The sequence below is a fragment of the Modicisalibacter radicis genome (genome assembly GCF_900961225.1).
GTDB lineage: Bacteria > Pseudomonadota > Gammaproteobacteria > Pseudomonadales > Halomonadaceae > Modicisalibacter.
On record NZ_CAAHFN010000057.1, the window covers coordinates 56,783 to 72,746 of the forward strand.

At 57.1% G+C, this 15,964-nt stretch carries 17 protein-coding genes and 4 pseudogenes; 15 read left to right on the top strand and 6 right to left on the bottom strand.

All coding sequences use genetic code 11. From position 1 onward, the window contains the following. The first annotated feature begins 104 nt into the window (after nucleotides 1-104). From HR9077_RS08645 to HR9077_RS08695, 11 genes are all read left to right on the top strand, one after another. The gene (locus tag HR9077_RS08645) at nucleotides 105-992 is read left to right on the top strand and encodes a HalD/BesD family halogenase (RefSeq protein WP_136066607.1); all 888 of its coding nucleotides are present in this window, start codon (nucleotides 105-107) and stop codon (nucleotides 990-992) included. Between the two features lie 85 nt (nucleotides 993-1,077). Next, nucleotides 1,078-2,361 carry a M24 family metallopeptidase gene (locus HR9077_RS08650; RefSeq protein ID WP_136066608.1) on the top strand — a complete coding sequence of 428 codons (1,284 nt, stop codon included), beginning with the start codon at nucleotides 1,078-1,080 and terminating at the stop codon, nucleotides 2,359-2,361. A 270-nt stretch (nucleotides 2,362-2,631) separates the two neighbouring features. Further along, nucleotides 2,632-4,119 carry a CoA-acylating methylmalonate-semialdehyde dehydrogenase gene (locus HR9077_RS08655; protein WP_136066609.1) on the top strand — a complete coding sequence of 496 codons (1,488 nt, stop codon included), beginning with the start codon at nucleotides 2,632-2,634 and terminating at the stop codon, nucleotides 4,117-4,119. 413 nt (nucleotides 4,120-4,532) lie between these two features. Continuing rightward, nucleotides 4,533-4,994, top strand: a complete 462-nt coding sequence (locus HR9077_RS08660) for a hypothetical protein (RefSeq protein ID WP_136066610.1) — start codon at nucleotides 4,533-4,535, stop codon at nucleotides 4,992-4,994. Between the two features lie 86 nt (nucleotides 4,995-5,080). Beyond that, nucleotides 5,081-5,656: a hypothetical protein gene (locus HR9077_RS08665; protein WP_136066611.1), complete on the top strand. Its 576-nt coding sequence runs from the start codon at nucleotides 5,081-5,083 to the stop codon at nucleotides 5,654-5,656. Between the two features lie 105 nt (nucleotides 5,657-5,761). Continuing rightward, nucleotides 5,762-6,583, top strand: a complete 822-nt coding sequence (locus HR9077_RS08670; protein WP_210725891.1) for a DUF2971 domain-containing protein — start codon at nucleotides 5,762-5,764, stop codon at nucleotides 6,581-6,583. A gap of 211 nt (nucleotides 6,584-6,794) precedes the next feature. Next, on the top strand, nucleotides 6,795-7,304 hold the full coding sequence (locus tag HR9077_RS08675; protein WP_136066612.1) for a GNAT family N-acetyltransferase: 510 nt from the start codon (nucleotides 6,795-6,797) through the stop codon (nucleotides 7,302-7,304). 23 nt (nucleotides 7,305-7,327) lie between these two features. Beyond that, nucleotides 7,328-7,846, top strand: coding sequence for a GNAT family N-acetyltransferase (locus HR9077_RS08680; RefSeq protein ID WP_136066613.1), 519 nt, complete (start codon nucleotides 7,328-7,330; stop codon nucleotides 7,844-7,846). 11 nt (nucleotides 7,847-7,857) lie between these two features. Further along, a complete protein-coding gene (locus tag HR9077_RS08685; protein WP_136066614.1) occupies nucleotides 7,858-8,367 on the top strand; it encodes a GNAT family N-acetyltransferase in 510 nt (169 codons plus the stop codon). A gap of 109 nt (nucleotides 8,368-8,476) precedes the next feature. Further along, the gene (locus HR9077_RS08690) at nucleotides 8,477-8,869 is read left to right on the top strand and encodes an Ltp family lipoprotein (protein WP_136066615.1); all 393 of its coding nucleotides are present in this window, start codon (nucleotides 8,477-8,479) and stop codon (nucleotides 8,867-8,869) included. A gap of 123 nt (nucleotides 8,870-8,992) precedes the next feature. After that, the gene (locus HR9077_RS08695) at nucleotides 8,993-9,577 is read left to right on the top strand and encodes an HD domain-containing protein (RefSeq protein ID WP_136066616.1); all 585 of its coding nucleotides are present in this window, start codon (nucleotides 8,993-8,995) and stop codon (nucleotides 9,575-9,577) included. Nucleotides 9,578-9,650: 73 nt separating this feature from the next. Here the strand turns inward: HR9077_RS08695 and HR9077_RS08700 are convergent. From HR9077_RS08700 to HR9077_RS08720, 5 genes and pseudogenes are all read right to left on the bottom strand, one after another. Further along, nucleotides 9,651-9,968 (bottom strand): annotated as a pseudogene (locus HR9077_RS08700) (CcdB family protein). Continuing rightward, a pseudogene (locus tag HR9077_RS22325) lies at nucleotides 9,968-10,060 on the bottom strand (type II toxin-antitoxin system CcdA family antitoxin); the annotation flags it as partial. The pseudogenes HR9077_RS08700 and HR9077_RS22325, both read right to left, overlap by 1 nt. A gap of 66 nt (nucleotides 10,061-10,126) precedes the next feature. Further along, nucleotides 10,127-10,351, bottom strand: a pseudogene (locus HR9077_RS08710) (IS3 family transposase); the annotation flags it as partial. A 17-nt stretch (nucleotides 10,352-10,368) separates the two neighbouring features. Next, nucleotides 10,369-11,328, bottom strand: coding sequence for a quinone oxidoreductase family protein (locus HR9077_RS08715; RefSeq protein WP_136066617.1), 960 nt, complete (start codon nucleotides 11,326-11,328; stop codon nucleotides 10,369-10,371). A 38-nt stretch (nucleotides 11,329-11,366) separates the two neighbouring features. Further along, the gene (locus HR9077_RS08720) at nucleotides 11,367-12,101 is read right to left on the bottom strand and encodes an SDR family NAD(P)-dependent oxidoreductase (RefSeq protein ID WP_136066618.1); all 735 of its coding nucleotides are present in this window, start codon (nucleotides 12,099-12,101) and stop codon (nucleotides 11,367-11,369) included. A 94-nt stretch (nucleotides 12,102-12,195) separates the two neighbouring features. Between HR9077_RS08720 and HR9077_RS08725 the strand changes: the two genes are divergently transcribed. Together HR9077_RS08725 and HR9077_RS08730 are read left to right on the top strand one after the other, a co-directional pair. Beyond that, nucleotides 12,196-12,561, top strand: a complete 366-nt coding sequence (locus HR9077_RS08725; protein WP_136066619.1) for a winged helix-turn-helix transcriptional regulator — start codon at nucleotides 12,196-12,198, stop codon at nucleotides 12,559-12,561. Nucleotides 12,562-12,877: 316 nt separating this feature from the next. Further along, nucleotides 12,878-13,648 (top strand): CPBP family intramembrane glutamic endopeptidase, encoded by a 771-nt coding sequence (locus tag HR9077_RS08730; protein ID WP_136066620.1) that lies wholly within the window; start codon nucleotides 12,878-12,880, stop codon nucleotides 13,646-13,648. A 241-nt stretch (nucleotides 13,649-13,889) separates the two neighbouring features. Here HR9077_RS08730 and HR9077_RS08735 read toward each other — a convergent pair whose 3' ends face one another. Continuing rightward, nucleotides 13,890-14,777, bottom strand: a complete 888-nt coding sequence (locus HR9077_RS08735; protein WP_136066621.1) for a LysR family transcriptional regulator — start codon at nucleotides 14,775-14,777, stop codon at nucleotides 13,890-13,892. Between the two features lie 95 nt (nucleotides 14,778-14,872). On the opposite strand from HR9077_RS08735, the gene HR9077_RS08740 reads away from it, so the two are divergent. Both HR9077_RS08740 and HR9077_RS22120 read left to right on the top strand, forming a co-directional pair. Continuing rightward, complete coding sequence (locus tag HR9077_RS08740; RefSeq protein WP_136066622.1) at nucleotides 14,873-15,469, top strand: NAD(P)H-dependent oxidoreductase; 597 nt, start codon at nucleotides 14,873-14,875, stop codon at nucleotides 15,467-15,469. A 193-nt stretch (nucleotides 15,470-15,662) separates the two neighbouring features. Then, nucleotides 15,663-15,836, top strand: a pseudogene (locus tag HR9077_RS22120) (aldehyde dehydrogenase family protein); the annotation flags it as partial. Between the last annotated feature and the right edge of the window lie 128 nt (nucleotides 15,837-15,964).

Below are 15,964 nucleotides of genomic sequence, written 5' to 3' on the forward strand. Positions count from 1 at the left end.
TCTATGAGCCTCTGAAATTGATCATATCTGAATCATTCATTTCTATTATCGAATTTCACGCCCTAGGCTGACACGGTGTCAAGACCGCGATCAGGAGACCTTGCATGCACGCTACCGCCGACACCCGGCCGGACAGTTCCTCGTTGGAGGGCCTCGTCGATCTGGCGCGTTACCCGCTGACCGATCTTTCGAGTTCCGCCGGGCAAGCGCTGATCGAGCGTTGCCGTGACCAGCTGGCCGACGACGGCTGCGTCGTGCTGCCGCGCTTCGTGCCGGACCATGCGCTCGACCGCCTCGAGCGCGAGACCGAGCGGCTCTCGCCGGCGGCGCACTACAACCAGAACGAAACCAATCCCTACAACTCCGACGGCGACCCCAGCCTGCCGGCGGAGCACCCCAAGAACCGCTTCGGCGACCGCACCAACGGCTTCGTCGCCGGGGACCGGATCGACCACGACACCATCATCCGCCAGGTTTATCAGCATCCGGATTTTCAGCGTTTCATCGCCGCGGTGGTGGGCATCGAGACGATTCACGAATACGCCGACCCGCTGGCGGACCTGGTCGTCAACGTGCTGCGCGAGGGCTGCCAGCACCCCTGGCATTACGACACCAACGAATTCATCGTCACCATGATGACCCGCCAGTCCGAGGGCGGGGGCCGGTTCGAGTACGCGCCGGGCATCCGCAGCCCCGAGGGCGAGAACTTCGAGGCGGTTCAGTCCGTGCTGGACGGCGATCGCAGCCGCCTGAAGACGCTGGACCTGCAGCCGGGCGACCTGCAGGTGTTCTTCGGGCGCTACTCGCTGCACCGCGTGACCCCGGTCGAGGGCACCCGCGAGCGGCATACGGTGATCTTTGCCTATGCCAAGGAGCCGGGCTTCGTCGGCCGCCCCGAGCGCGCCCAGCGCATCTTCGGGCGCATGGCGCCGGTTCACGAGCGCATGCTCGAAGAGGGCCGGACCCAGCGCAGCGACAACCTCGCCGACTGAACGCAAGGACTCCCGTTTCCACTTCCGTGCCGACTTCCGACGCCCGGTGGCCATCGCCGGGCGCTGCCTTTTCCAAAGGATTGCCATGAACCGTATCGAATCCGCCCGACTCAGCGACAGCGAGCCGTCTTCCATCCCGGTCGTCCCCTCGGCGCCGATGGCCAATACCGACAGCATCCCCACCGCCTTCGATCCGGTGCAGCTACGCGGTGGGCGCCTGGCGCGCCTGCGCGCGATGATGGCCGAGCAGGGCTATGCCGCGCTGGTGCTGTTCGACCCCTACAACCAGCGCTACGCCACCGGCTCGCGCAACATGTTCGGCTACTTCCTGCGCAACTCCACGCGCTACATCTACGTACCGCTCGAGGGGCCGGTGATCCTGTTCGAATACCCGGGCAGCGCCCACGTCTCGACCTGGCTCGAGACCATCGACGAAGCGCGCACCTCCAAGGTGGTGTGGTCGGCGGTCAATCAGCGCGACAACATGTCCTCGGACCCGTTCGGGATCGAGATCGCCGAGCTGATGGAAGAACACGGCAAGGGCAACAAGAAGATCGGCCTGGACCGCTGCGCGCTGAACCTGGCCCGCTCGCTGGAGGCCCAGGGGCTCGAGGTGTTCGATTGCATGCAGGACACCCTGCATTGCCGGCGCATCAAGACCCCCGAGGAGATCGCCTGCCTGGCGCAGTCGATGGCGGGTTGCGAGGCCGCGGTCGCCGAGGTCGAGGCGGCGATCAAGCCCGGCGTGCGCGAAAACGACCTGTTCGCCACGCTCTACGGCAACGTCATCCAGCAGGGCGGCGAGTTCATCGAGACGCGGCTGCTCTCCTCCGGCCCGCGCACCAACCCCTGGTTCAACGAGGCCAGCGACCGGGTCATCCGTGCCGGCGAACTGGTGGCGCTGGATACCGATACCATCGGCTGCCACGGCTACTATTCCGACTTCTCGCGCACCTTCCACGTCGGCCCGGGCCGCCCCAGCGGCTACCAGCAGAGCCTCTACCGGATGGCCTACGAGCAGGTGCATCACAACATGCAGATCCTCAAGCCGGGGATGAGCTATCGGGAGATCGCCGAAAGCGCCTGGAAGATTCCCGAGCGCTTCCTCGACCGCCGCTACCCGTCGATCATCCACGGCGTGGGCATGCACGGCGAGACCCCGCTGGTCGCCCACCACATGGACTTCGATCGTTTCTCCAAGGACGGCGTGCTCGAACCCGGCATGGTGGTCTCGGTGGAGAGCTACATCGGCGAGGTCGGCGCCGCCGACGGCGTCAAGCTCGAGGAGGAAGTGCTGGTCACCGACACCGGCATCGAGAAGCTCTCGCGCTATCCGTTCGATGAGGCTTTGCTCGGCAGGGAATTTTAAGAGTTCGTTTCCAAATCTCGGAATGAATCATGGGCGCCGGGGGACAAGGCGGAGCGAGGGTCCTTTGCCATGGCCGGAAAGTGTTCCTTTCCATTCCGGCATTTCCGCCATCCATGGCGGTCAGATGGCAAAGGTAGCGCCCAGGGATGGGTTTACAGCGCCCTCGCGAAGTCTTGCCGCCGGAAAAGCCCATCCCGTTCACTGGTTATAAATGAAGCTCCAAGTCCGGGTCCCTGACATGACCCCCATATTCGATAGAAAAGAGACGCTATGACAGACCTAGGCCACTGGATCGCCGGCGAACGGCTGACCAGCGAGCGCACCATCGACGTACTCAACCCGGCCACCGCCGCGCCGGTTCGCCGCCTGGCGATGGTAGATACCGCCACCGTGCAGCGCGCCATCGACGCCGCCCGCGAGGCCCAGCCCGCCTGGCGCGACATGCCGCCGGCCAAGCGCGCCCAGGTGATGTACCGCTTCAAGACCCTGCTCGAGCGCGACGCCGACGAGATCTGCGCGCTGGTCAGCGAGGAACACGGCAAGGTGCTCGAGGACGCCATGGGCGAACTCAAGCGCGGCATCGAGAACGTCGAGTACGCCTGCGGCGTGCCGGAACTGCTCAAGGGCGAGTATTCGCACAACGCCGGGCCGGGCATCGACACCTGGTCCAACCACCAGCCGCTGGGCGTGGTCGCCGGCATCACGCCGTTCAACTTCCCGGCCATGGTGCCGCTGTGGATGTACCCGATGGCGCTGGCCTGCGGCAACGCCTTCATCCTCAAGCCCTCCGAGCAGGCGCCCTCGGCCGCCGTGAAGATGGCCGAACTGCTCGACGAGGCCGGGCTGCCCAGGGGGCTGTTCAGCGTCGTCCACGGTGATCGCGAGGCCGTCGATGCGCTGATCGAAGCGCCCGAAGTGCGCGCGCTGTCGTTTGTCGGCTCCACCCCCGTGGCGCGCAAGATCTACGAGGGCGGCACCCGGCAAGGCAAGCGCGTGCAGGCCCTCGGGGGCGCCAAGAACCACGCCGTGGTGCTGCCGGATGCGGACATCGACAACGCCGCCAGCACCCTGATCGGCGCCGCGTTCGGCAGTGCCGGCGAGCGCTGCATGGCGATCTCCGTGGTCGTGTGCGTGGGTGACGCCACCGCCGATGCCCTGGTCGAGCGCCTCGCCGCCCAGGCCCGCGAGCTCAAGATCGGCCCGGGGACTGAGAAGGGCCTCGACATGGGCGCGCTGATCAACGCCGGCCAGCGCGACAAGGTCGACGACTACATCGGGCAGGGCGCTAACGCCGGTGCCGAGCTGGTGGTCGACGGCCGCGAACATCCGCTGGTGGAAGGCTCGCCCGGCTATTTCCTCGGCGCCACGCTGTTCGACCGCGTCACGCCGGAGATGAGCATCTACCGCGACGAGATCTTCGGCCCGGTGCTGTGCGTGGTGCGCGTCGAGACCTTCGAGGAGGCCATCGCGCTGATCAATGCCCACCAGTACGGCAACGGCACCTGCCTGTTCACCCGTGACGGCGAAGCCGGGCGGCGCTTCGCCGACGCCATCGAAGTCGGCATGGTCGGCATCAACGTGCCGCTGCCGGTGCCGGTTGCCTTCCACAGCTTCGGTGGCTGGAAGGACTCGCTGTTCGGCGACCTGCACGCCTACGGCCCCGACGCCGTGCGCTTCTACACCCGCCGCAAGGCCATCTCCCAACGCTGGCCGAAGCGCTCCGCCCAGGAAACAGCCCAGTTCAGCTTCCCCTCCTGAACCACCCGCACGGCTGAACGCCACGCCCGCGCCGCTCACAACGGCGCGGGCGTTCTTATGTGTACGCCTTTCGTGTAACGCCATGTTAATCGACGTTGAATCGCGATAGGTTAGAGATACTTAAGGGCTTGATGGCATAAATAATGGCCGAGGCGGTGAGGGTTGTAGTTCCTCGCCCTGGCGGTAGCGTGGGGAAGCGGTATCCGGTCGGGGGCAAGGGCGGAAGTCGGCCCGAGGCTCTCAGGGTGGCAAAGGTGGCATGCGCTGTTATTGGTACTATATCGTGAGATCGGGTGAATAGTGCTGGGAAATCAATGGGATGGCTGTGCAGTATAAGAATCTTGAACGCGCGCGCTCGTTCAAGTTGTTATACGAGCGCGCTATCTAATACCTGTTAAGTATCAAGGAGGCGTATGAGCACCATCTATGATAAAGAAAAACTATCAGGTGATGACATCCAGGATGAAGTTTTCCGAAGAATGGAGAAATATGATCATAAATCCTTCTTGGAGTGCTTCTCTATCTACCTTGGTACGGCTCAAATACTCGAGTTTGGGCTTAAGAAGCTTCTTGAAGAACGCTTCAACGTAACGGAAGACGAAACAGAAAGAATGACGCTTGGGCAGGCGAGGGCGAGGCTTGAAAATGTTGGTCTACGTTCAGATTACACGGGACTACTTAAGCAAGTGGTAAAAGATAGGAATAATGCTGCCCATGAGCTTCTTGCAAACCAAGCTGTAATTGGAAGCTTAGGTGTGGATTTTAGTCAGCGAATGCAGTTCAAGGATCTTAAGCATTTTATATTTGGTTTGGAGCGAGTCGTATTTTTGTTCGATTATCTTCAGCACAATAACGCATGGGTCGTAGATGCTTAACAAGCGGCAGCAGTCGGAGCCATTTTTCGCTCCTGGGTCGCTACAAATGGCCCGCTGTGCCGGGCGTTAGATTTTTTGGAACATGTATGACAGAAATCGATTGGGTGCCAACACTTACTATCCTATTTGCAGGTGGTTCAGCCATAGCGGCAGCAGCAGCCATTTTCTTTCCTTGGCGAACCCATAAGAGTCAACAGTTTTTAGAGCAGGCGATTCTCACGCTATCACGTGCATACGAAGCACTGTCTTGCAACGGTCAGGAGATTCAGCCTCCGAAATCGAATCGACTTAACTGGTTAACGTCGGCTCGGCATATTGAACAGTACAGGCGGCTAAAACAGTTAATTGTGTGCAAGGAGCATAAGCTCGTTTGTGAAGATCAAGAGGAGTATTGGCGGCATCGGTTCTATGAATGCTTAAAAACGCCGACCCCACTATCGCCGAGTTATTACCGAGACGAGCCAAAACCCAATGGGCAGTTGGGGATTGAACCTACTTCTGCAATCATCATTCATGATTTCGCAAATTGGCCTGACGGAAAGCAAGATCCTATTGATCTCGCAGACGTAGACTCTATTCTAAAACGTAACCAGGTCCTCAAGGGTAATATCGGACTTAGGGGCTATCTTGAAAGTTTTCCGAGGTACAAAGACAGAATCTAACCAGGCAAGCCACGGCGACGGTTACTGCATTGCGGCTTCGCCTCCATTCCGTAACCGCGCGTGCTTCGCGGCGTTATATTTTTACACCCTAAGTCGAGGTATCGTTTGAAGCAGCTCTTTAAATACATGAGTAAACCGCGAAACTTCTTCGAAGAGGGGTTTATTCGTCTTTCACAACCAAGTGCACTAAACGACCCTTTTGAGGCTGCTTTTTGCCGAAAAAGTTTGGATGAATTGGCTAGCAATTTTGACGATGCAACTTCTTGGGATCCAGAGTTTGGAGAGTTGAAATTTTCGCAGTACGTCGATTTAAGAATGCACTATATAGGCGTCATAAGCTTTAGCGAAAATAAAGAAAATCTTCTTATGTGGGCGCATTACGCAAATGAGCATAAGGGGATAGTCGCAGGTGTGGCACATTTCCGGCAACACGATTCAATTTTTGAAAAATTATTTAGAGCTGACTCTCTGATAAACTCTGCTTGGGGTGAAGAATGGTCGCAGTTCGATGGCATACCGAAACCTGTTTCTTATAGGAAAGGGTTACGATATCGGAATGATAAATTTGACTATGACTATTCAGATATATCGGCTGAAGGCGCTGACAGAGTTCTTTACGAGGTGTTTTTACAAAAGAGTGATGAGTGGATTTATGAACAAGAATATCGCGTTGTTCTTAGGTTGGAACAATCTGATAGAGGAATAATTCCAGATCTTAATGTCGTCAGCAATGAACATATCACGAATAGAATAGAGATTGCCTCATGCTCAGTGATAAATTCTGAGAATGGCTTATGTACTGTAAATCTTTATGAAATTGCTGATGATGCTGAGAGAACCTCTGTTGCAATGGCACTGGCTAAGCTTAGCCAAAACCCCCAGGATATATATCAGATGAAATTATCATCGAGCGCAATAAATAATTGATTATCGGCTTAAAATCGAAAACGACTAAAACTGATGTGCAAGGCAGTCATGCGCTCTCTACTGGTTACTTAGATATCTATGAAGCCACAAGAAATATGGATTATTACAGTATTGAATTTAAACAAATATAACAAGCGCATCTTGTTGGACTGGTTTTCCGCTACGCTCCAAACCAGCCGCAAATGCGGGCGTTGTGCGGTGAGGAATTGAGATGAGCATTAGTTTAAAGTCGGCGGAAGGCCGAGATCTGGACGAGGTGTTGGCGCATGTCCGTGCGTATCACCAATACGAAAACGTGCGCTTGTCAGATGAGCAACGGGTGTCTGCGATTCGTCAATTGCTCGGACCAAGTCAACTTGGTCAGATCTATTTGGTCCATCACAGTACGACGGTGGTCGGATACATCGCCGTATGTTTTGGCTTTTCAATTGAATTCGAAGGACGGGACGCGTTTATCGACGAGATGTATATCGCGCTAACGTATCGTAACAAGGGGTACGGACGAGAGGCTTTGGACACTCTTAAGTTAGTTATGAGAAGTATGGATGTCAAGGCTTTGCACTTGGAAGTCGACCGAGGTAACGAAAAAGCTCAGCGCTTGTACAGCGCCGTAGGATTCGAGTCGCGTGAAAAGTACTTTCTCATGTCTTCCGTGCTAACCGACCCCGAAGCACAACAAGGCGCTCAAGAGGGACCGCCTCCTTCGTCGGTGGCCCCTTAGTGCTATCGTTGGGTGCTACTGCCATGACCCTAACACTAGAACTGATCAACCAAGACGACATCCCAGCGGTAGCCGCTTTGGCCGGGGCTGCTTTCAGAGAGGATGCGGGCCATATGCCTGCTTTACCACAGGGCGCTCAGCCGGCTGTCCATGATGATGTCGCCAAGCATGCTGAATGGATGAAAGATAAGACATACTACAAGTGCACGAAGGGTGATTCCTTGGTTGGCGGCCTCATCTTACAGGTCGCAGGCGGCAAAGGCTCTGTATTCGGATTACATGTTGGTCCCGATTATATGAATCAGGGCATAGGTAGCTGGATGCTACACACGGGTATGGGGTTATGGCCGAAAGTGGCCTTTTGGACCCTAGAGACGCCTGATTATGCGATTCGCAACCATCACTTCTACGAGAAGAATGGCTTCTTGAAGGTTGGCCACACAGCTGTCGTCCCCAAAATCGGTTTCGGGTTTGTTCAATATGAGAAACGCACCCAACATGACGCTCGAGCGGACGCGCTGACTCGCGCCACTCAGCTTTGACGTTAGCCACCATGGAAATACGGGTAGCCACGTTAAAAGATTGTCGAGCTATCGCTGAATTGCACGTTAAAGTGTGGCAGCAAGCTTACAGCGGCATCCTGCCCAAACATTACCTTGCGTCCTTATCGGTGCCAGAACGCGAGACTATGTGGCGTCGTATTGTCGATCGGCAACCGGGGCAATTGTTGGTGGCGCGTGTTGCCGACGCAGTAGTCGGCTTTATCGCGTTCGGGGCATCGCGCGACGAAGACGCGCCCACTGATCGAGCCGAGATTTGGGCCATTTATGTCGAGGTTCCATCGTGGTCCACTGGCACCGGCCGCCTTCTATGGCTCCAGGCGCAAGATTTGATCGTGTCTGAGGGTTACAAAACGGTCAGTTTATGGGTGCTTGCCGACAATGAACGAGCGGTGCACTTTTACGAGCGTGTCGGATTTGTATTAGAACCGAACTCACGCAAGTCATTTGAATTCGGCGGCACCTCAGTCGATGAAATTCGCTATGTTCGTCATGTCGGCTAACGAATCGCTGCAGTTGACCGCCCAAAGCGCTGTCGCGCTTCGGGCGGCAACTGGGCTTAGGCGTTAGGCTAAGTGACACTTTGAAGCCTCCGTCAGAAAAGGAAAGGATATGAAGAAATTTCTGAATCAGCTATGCACTCTATTCGTGTGTCTCGCTGTTCTCGGCGCAGCGTCTACATGGGCGGAATCCCTGACTGGGCCTCAAAAAAATGCCGTAAGATCTGCGAAGCAATACCTAAGCGTACAGGGATTCTCACGAGAGGGGCTTGTTCAGCAACTTTCGTCGGATTCTGGAGATGGTTACGAGGTTACTGATGCAACTGTAGCAGTGGACAGCCTGAATATCGACTGGAACAAGCAGGCGGTGAAATCTGCGAAACAGTATCTCAGCATTCAAGGCTTCTCGTGCAAAGGTCTCATAGAACAGCTTTCGTCGAGTTATGGAGATAAGTATACGGCGAGCCAAGCGACGTATGGGGCAAAGCAGGCGGGTGCTTGCTAATCGGTTGCCCCCTCTGGGGGCAAGCCTAAAATCCAATGTTGGCCGACACAGCAAGCATTGGCCTTGAAAACAGGCCGCAAAAAAGCTTGCTGTACGGCAAGTTGGGGGCGTTAGGAGGAGTACATGACCAAAAAAGTCACTGAGATGTCGGAATTTTTGCTTCAGTTTGATGCGTTAAAATCGGTAAACCGCAAAACTTACATCAACGGCGGAGAGCGAGTTGAAAACTCAGCTGAACATTCGTGGCATCTGGCGATGGCTTGCTGGGCTTTTGCGGAGCAGTCACAGGAAGACTTTGACCTCTTAAAATTACTCAAACTGTCCCTGGTGCATGATCTTGGTGAGATTGGTGCAGGGGATACGTTTCTCTATAGTGCAAACCGCATTGATGCCCACATCGAGGAGCGTAAGTATGTCGAGAAACTGGCTTCTCATCCCGGTAACCCAATCGGAGATCTTTCGGAGCTTTGGGAAGAACAAGAGACTGGGGAATCTAAGGAGGCAAGGCTTCTGAAAGTCATCGACCGCCTGCTACCCTTTCTGCACAATGTAACGAGCGAGGGCCGTGCCTGGAGAGACCATGGCATACGGAAGAGCCAAGTGCTAGAAATGCATGGGTTCATTGAGCAGGAAAACCCAGAAATATACAACTGGTTTATTTCAAAGGTTGAGTACGCCGTGGACCAAGGCTGGCTAAAGAACTCCTAACCAGGCTAGTCACGGCGACGCCTGCTACATTGCGGCTTCGCCTCCATTTCGTAGCCGCGCATGTTGGCTGGCGTTAAATACCAGTAATAGCGAGATCCGGAGCTTTAACAACCGGGTCTCTGACATGGGCCAAGGAGCCAATCGGGTTCTTGAGGTGTTTTGCCGGTACTGAGGAAATTTGCGGGGTCAGCAACAATAATTCCTGATCGGCGAAGGTAATTTCCGGTATGAGGCCCTGCATGGCCTGCCCGCCAAAGGCGGAGCGTTAACCCAGAGGGATGACGATACGCGTTGCGAGTTCTCTCAGTAGAGGGCTTTGAACATCCACCAAGTAAGGGTAATACGCCTTGCTGGTTCGGCTGGGGTTCGGATAAACGTCGAACTGAGCCATCAAAACTCCCGGAATTCGTCTCCGAAACAACCATGCTGCTCGACGAATTCGTTGTAGCATTCGATCGCTGACCGGTTTTCTTCAACCCATTGCTCAGCTGTGTCGACGCCGGAGCTATAAGTCCGTAAAGGGGGGGGCGGCGCTTTTCTTGGACTCCTTCATGCTGCGATCCCTAGGTCCTTTCGGTATTCGAGAGGACTCAGGCCACCTAGCGAGATTTTAATCCGTTTCTCGTTATACCACCGTATGTAGGAATCCACTTCCTCCATGAACTGCTCTAGCGACGTGTTTTGCCAATTCCTGTGGTAGAAAAGTTCGGCCTTAAGCCGGCCAAAGAAGCCTTCGCAGGCTGCGTTATCCGGTGTGCAGCCTTTACGAGACATCGGCGGGGTCTCGCAGGTCAAGGGACAAGGACGACCCGGCCCAGAATGGAATTTTCCTCGGCATAGGCATGTGCCGCCGCGACCTCGCAAAGCGAGAACCGTCGATCGATGGGAACCTCCAGCTCACCGGTGGCGGCCAGGCGCAACATGTCGTCGACCGTCCTGTGGACTTCGGGTTTTTCGAGCTGGCTGCCCATGAACACACCCAGGAGCGTCTGGTTGGCCTGCAAGGCGGGCCAGAGGTCCAGGTCCAGCGACGCGCGCCCTGCATTGCCGACGAAGACCAGACGTCCCTCGGGCCGGAGTGCGGCAAGCGATCTCGCGAGCGTGGACCCGACGGGATCGACGACCAGATCCACGCCGCGGCCGTCGGTCAGCCGCATGACGGCCGCTGTCACATCCTCTGAGCGGTGGTCGATCGCGGCGTCCAGCCCATAAGCTCGCAGTCGCGCGACGCGATCCGCGCCCGAGACGGTTGCCAACACCTTCGAGCCGGCGCGATGTGCCAGTTGGATTGCCGCGACCCCGACGCTGCCCGCTCCGCCCTGCACGAGCAGGGTCTCGCCGTCGACTAGGTTTCCGCGCGCGAACAGGCTGTGATGGGCGGTTCCGAACGAGATGGGCAGGGCGGCCGCAGCCGCCATCTGCAACCCGTCCGGCACGATCCATGTCCGCGTGGCCTTCACGGCGCGCAATTCGGCATGGGACCCGCCCATGTCGAATGACGTCACCTTTTGCCCGATGAAGCGGTCGTGAACCTTCGTGCCAACCTCGATGATCTCGCCCGAAGCCGCATAGCCGGGAACGTGGCCTGCTGCCTGAGGCGCCGCCGTCGCCCGATTGATGAGATCGCCCCCCTCGATCGAGATTGCCTCCACCCGGAGGAGCACTCCATCCTCGGGACAAACTGGAGCCTCGACGTCTGTATAGCTCAGGACCTCCGGTCCGCCTGGAACATCATAATATGCAGCCTTCATGTTCTTTCCTCCCATCGAGGGAATAGTGGGACAGCCATCTAAACCTGCGCGTAGCCCCCGTCAACGAACACCTCGCTCCCCGTCATGAAGCTGCTGTCGTCGGACGCCAGGAACGCCACCGCGCCTGCGGTTTCCTTGGGATCGCCCAGACGCTCAAGCGGTACGGTCCGGTTCATCTCGCTCAGGGCTTCGGATGGGAGTAGTTCCATCAGCTTGTCTGTTTTGGTCGGGCCAGGAGACATGACGTTCACGCGAATGCCAGTGCCCCTGAGATCCTGGGCCCAACTGCGCACCAGGTTTCGGACGGCCGCCTTGGAGGCGCTGTAGATGCTCATCGCATGGGTGCCCATGCTGCCCACCGTGGAACCGGTGAGGATGATGGAGCCGCCGTTCTTCATCAGGGGCAGGGCCTTCTGGACGGTGAAGAGGGTGCCTTTGACGTTGATATCGAAGATGTAGTCGTAGTGCTCCTCGGTGATCTGTCCCAGGCTGGCGAATTCGCCGACGCCCGCGTTGGCCACCAGGACGTCCAGGTGTCCTTTTTCTTTCTGGATCGTTTCGAAGACGCGGTCGAGATCCTCCGGCTTCGTCACATCCGCCTGGACGGCCCGGGCGTTGGATCCCAGTGCCTCAGCTGCGTTGTCGAGGGCGTCTTGGCGCCGTCCGGTAATGAAGACGAAGGCGCCTTCTTCGATAAGGCGTTGGGCCGAGGCCAAGCCGATGCCGCTGGCTCCGCCCGTGATCAATGCGATTTTACCGTGTAGCCGACTCATGGTTGGATCTCCGTATGTGTTGACTCGATTCGCTTTCACGATATATAAGCCGCTTACAAATGTTCAAGTATGCACCTTTTAGTAAGTACCCGTTATGGCGAAAGAAAACTCAGAAAACCCACTTTTCATTTGCGGCCTGCATGCGACGCTGCATGTGATCTCCGGGAAGTGGAAGCCGTTGATTCTGTTCTTTTTAGACAAGGGACCGACGCGTTACGGCGAGCTCAAGCGAAGCGTCCGGGGCGTGAGCGACAAAATGTTGATCCAGCAGTTGAAAGAGCTCGAGTCCGACGGCATCGTTCAGCGAACCGACTATGGAGAGATCCCGCTGCGCGTCGACTACTCGCTGACGCCCTTCGGAGCGAGTCTGGTGCGGGCCATGGAGCCGCTTTGCGGCTGGGGCGAAGAGCACGAAGAGGACATTGCCGCGGCGATGGGTCGCCGGAAAACCAGCCGGTAGAAAGCGAAGCCGGGTGGCGGTTGGTGGCCAGGTACCCAATCATGCCATCCGGCGAGTCCCCCGTGTAAACCCGCACATTCAGTGTGCTGGTTCGTGGCGCCATGGGTCCTGTTGGTGCAAAGTATCAGGGAGTCGGCATTCGGTATCGGTTGCCAGAACAAAACCAGGCGGTCGACCGGACACCATATCCCTTGGGGCTATGGTTCCCTACGCGATTTCGTACTGGTTTCGGCGGAAAGAGATCCGCCACTCAGCAGAAGTGGAGTATGAGGAAAGAAAGCAGCTGAGCTTCATCGTCATGCCAAAGGATGCACTGATGACACCAGCAGAACCCATTAAAACCCAGCGTCTTCGACTTGGCTTATGCATGTGGGTTGCGGGCATGCTCGGCGTTATCGCGATCACCGTCACTGTGCTACCACAGCTTGTGGCTGACGTGACGCTCGCTGTGCCCCTATGGTTGGTGTTACTCGCAAGCACTGCGCAGAGCGCGCTATTGCTCGCTGTTGCTGTGTGGTTAGGCGTGGCGCTTGCGCCGAAAGTTGGCTTTCGAGCTGCTGCTTTTGAAGCCGCAGTGACTGCCGGATCGGTCAGGTCAGCCCTTCGTCCGCAGCTCCGTCCAGGTCTAGTCGCTGGTGTCGTGGGGGGAATTGGGCTCTTCGCAATGGGTGGTTTCGGTTTCCCAGCGGCTCTCGCTGAGGGGGAGCAGCAATTTACAGTACCGATCATTGCGCGTGTGCTCTATGGCGGAGTCACGGAGGAATTGCTTTTACGATGGGGTCTAATGACAGTGTTGGTATGGCTGGCATGGCGGTTCCTGCAACATCGGAGCGGTACTCCTCGGTCGCTCTATGTCTGGCTGGCCATCTTCGTGAGCGCGTTGCTTTTCGGCGCGGGCCATTTACCAGCGGCAGCAATGCAGGTAGGCGAGTTAACGGGCTATGTGGTGCTGCTCATTGTCGGAGCTAATACCACCTTCGGAATATTGTTCGGTTACCTGTATTGGCGATATGCCTTGGAAGCGGCAGTAATCGCTCACGCTTTCGCACATTTAGTGAGCTATGTTTTGAGCTTGGGAGCGACATAACAATGTGCTGTCGTCGCTGTGCTCGGATCTTCGTTTCGCTTCGCTCCACTGCGACCGCTAAGCACGGCGTTAGGCGCTTGCCAACGGCCGAAGCTGGCATGCAACAATCGCTATGGCCACGGCGGTCGGGAGCATCCTCACCTACATTGCAGGGTCGTTTGCTGCAACTGCTGCGTGTTGTTCATTTGCAAGCGAAAGCCGCGCCTCAGACGATGCGCGGGATTGGAAGCGCCTGGCGGCATTATTGAAGCAGTTCGATAAGAACATCAGCAACGTGTCGAACAGCAGGATCTTCCTCATGACGCAGATGCCATGCCAGGTGCAGGGTAAAGCCGGGTACCTGCACAGGAGGCGGAAAAGATATTAGAGAGGTAAAATCAGCGACGACACGGGAGGGCAGCAAGGCGATCATATCGGATCCCTGCAATAGCGCTGGCACCACCTGGAAGTTCGGCACCACCGCACCAATCCGGCGCGATCTGCCTAGCCTGACCAACTCCGTATCCAGCGACGTCCGTTTGTCGCCACGCCCCGAGACGATGATGTGAGGGTATTCCAACCAGGTATTCAGATTGAAATCGGCGGCAGCAGGATGCTCGGCGCGCATGGCGACGACATAGTGTTCAACAAACACCTCTGTACGATGCAACTTTTCCTCGGCAGACGAGAAAACGGAGATAGCAAGATCGGTGGCCCCGTCGAGTAGTGCCTGACGGGCGGCCTCGGCGCCATGCCAGGGCTGGATCACGATATCGACGCCAGGAGCCGAGCGCTGCAGTTCCTGCTGCAAGGGCGCTGTCACGAACACCGCCGGATAGTCTGCCATGGCGATCCGCACTGTTTTGCGGATTTCTGCCAGCGGCACCTTGGGCGGGTCAACAAGATTCACCACCTCCGCAAGCAGCGATTTCAGCGGCGCACGCAGCGCCTCAGCCTTTGGCGTTAGCCGCATCGTGCCGCGGCCACGTTCCAGCAACTCATCACGGAAAAGATAACGACAGCGTTGCAAGGCGGCGGAGGCGGCAGGCTGTGACATGCCTAGCCTATCGGCAGCATGGCTGACATGCGCCTCATCCAGAAGCGCATCAAGGACAACGAGCAGGTTGAGATCGAGTGAGCGAAGATTCATGAAACAAATAATAGGACATATTATTAATCGATTGGAGTAATTCCGGCTGGGGAGGCATCGTTTCCGTGTAGTTACCTGAAGGAGGCGACGCCCCCATGACTAAGACGCTCATTCTTCTGTTCCACCCCGATCTTGCGCATTCGAAGGCCAACGCTGCGTTGGCTGCGGCAGCGGCCAAGCTACCTGCCGTGGAGGTCGTCGATATGCAAGCCATCTACCCCGATGGCATCGATATGTCAAACGATGGCGAGTGTGAGGCCCTGCGGCTGATTGAATCTGACCGTATCGTGTTGCAGTTCCCCATCCAGTGGTATTCCACACCGTCGCTGCTAAAAGCCTGGCAGGATGCTGTGCTGACGCGCATGTTCTACATCGCCTACGAGCCTGAAGGGCGTATGTTCGAAGGCACGCCGCTAATGGTGGCCGCAACGGCCGGCAACGTACCAGACGCCTACCGACCTGGCGGGCGCAACATGTTCACAATGAATGCACTTCTTGCCCCGTTGCAGGCCACAGCGCATCGTTGTGGCCTGCCGTGGGCCGAGCCCTTTGTTCTCTATCAGGCCGACAAACTGGCACCGGAAGCGCTTGATGCCGCTGCCGCTGAGTATGTCGCCGTACTCGAGCGCTGGAGCGTAAGCAATACGGCGCTTTGTGGAAAGGAGCCTGAGCCCAGGAGGGCAGCCCAATGACTTAACATAGAAGGATCAACAGACTTTGAGTCGCCAGACACAAAAGAGGTATAGCTCACTCCAGGTTCTCTCTGCTTTACTCGCCAGATTGAAATGGGATACGCCAAAGGGGTTGCATCCTCCGCTTGCGCCATCCGGCACCCTGATCGGCACCGCGTACGGGAGCGCCGCCCAGGCCTGCTAGCTCAAGATCGGCCCGGTGCTATACGTGGTGCGCGTCGAGACCTTCGAGGACGCCATCGCGCTGATCAACGCCCACCAGTACGGCAACGGCACCTGCTTGTTCACCCGTAACGGTGAGGCCGGGCTCTGCTTAGCCGACGTCATCGAAGTCGGCATGGTCGGCATCAACGTGCCGCTGTCGGTACTGTCAACGCCATTGAAGGCTGTCCGGATTTCATCACTTCAGATTGTCCGGTTTTTATCAGTGCTCTTTCATCGGAACAGGTTCAGGGTCGTGTGAGGGCTCGTCCTCCTTCGTGGCAGGTGTAGTCA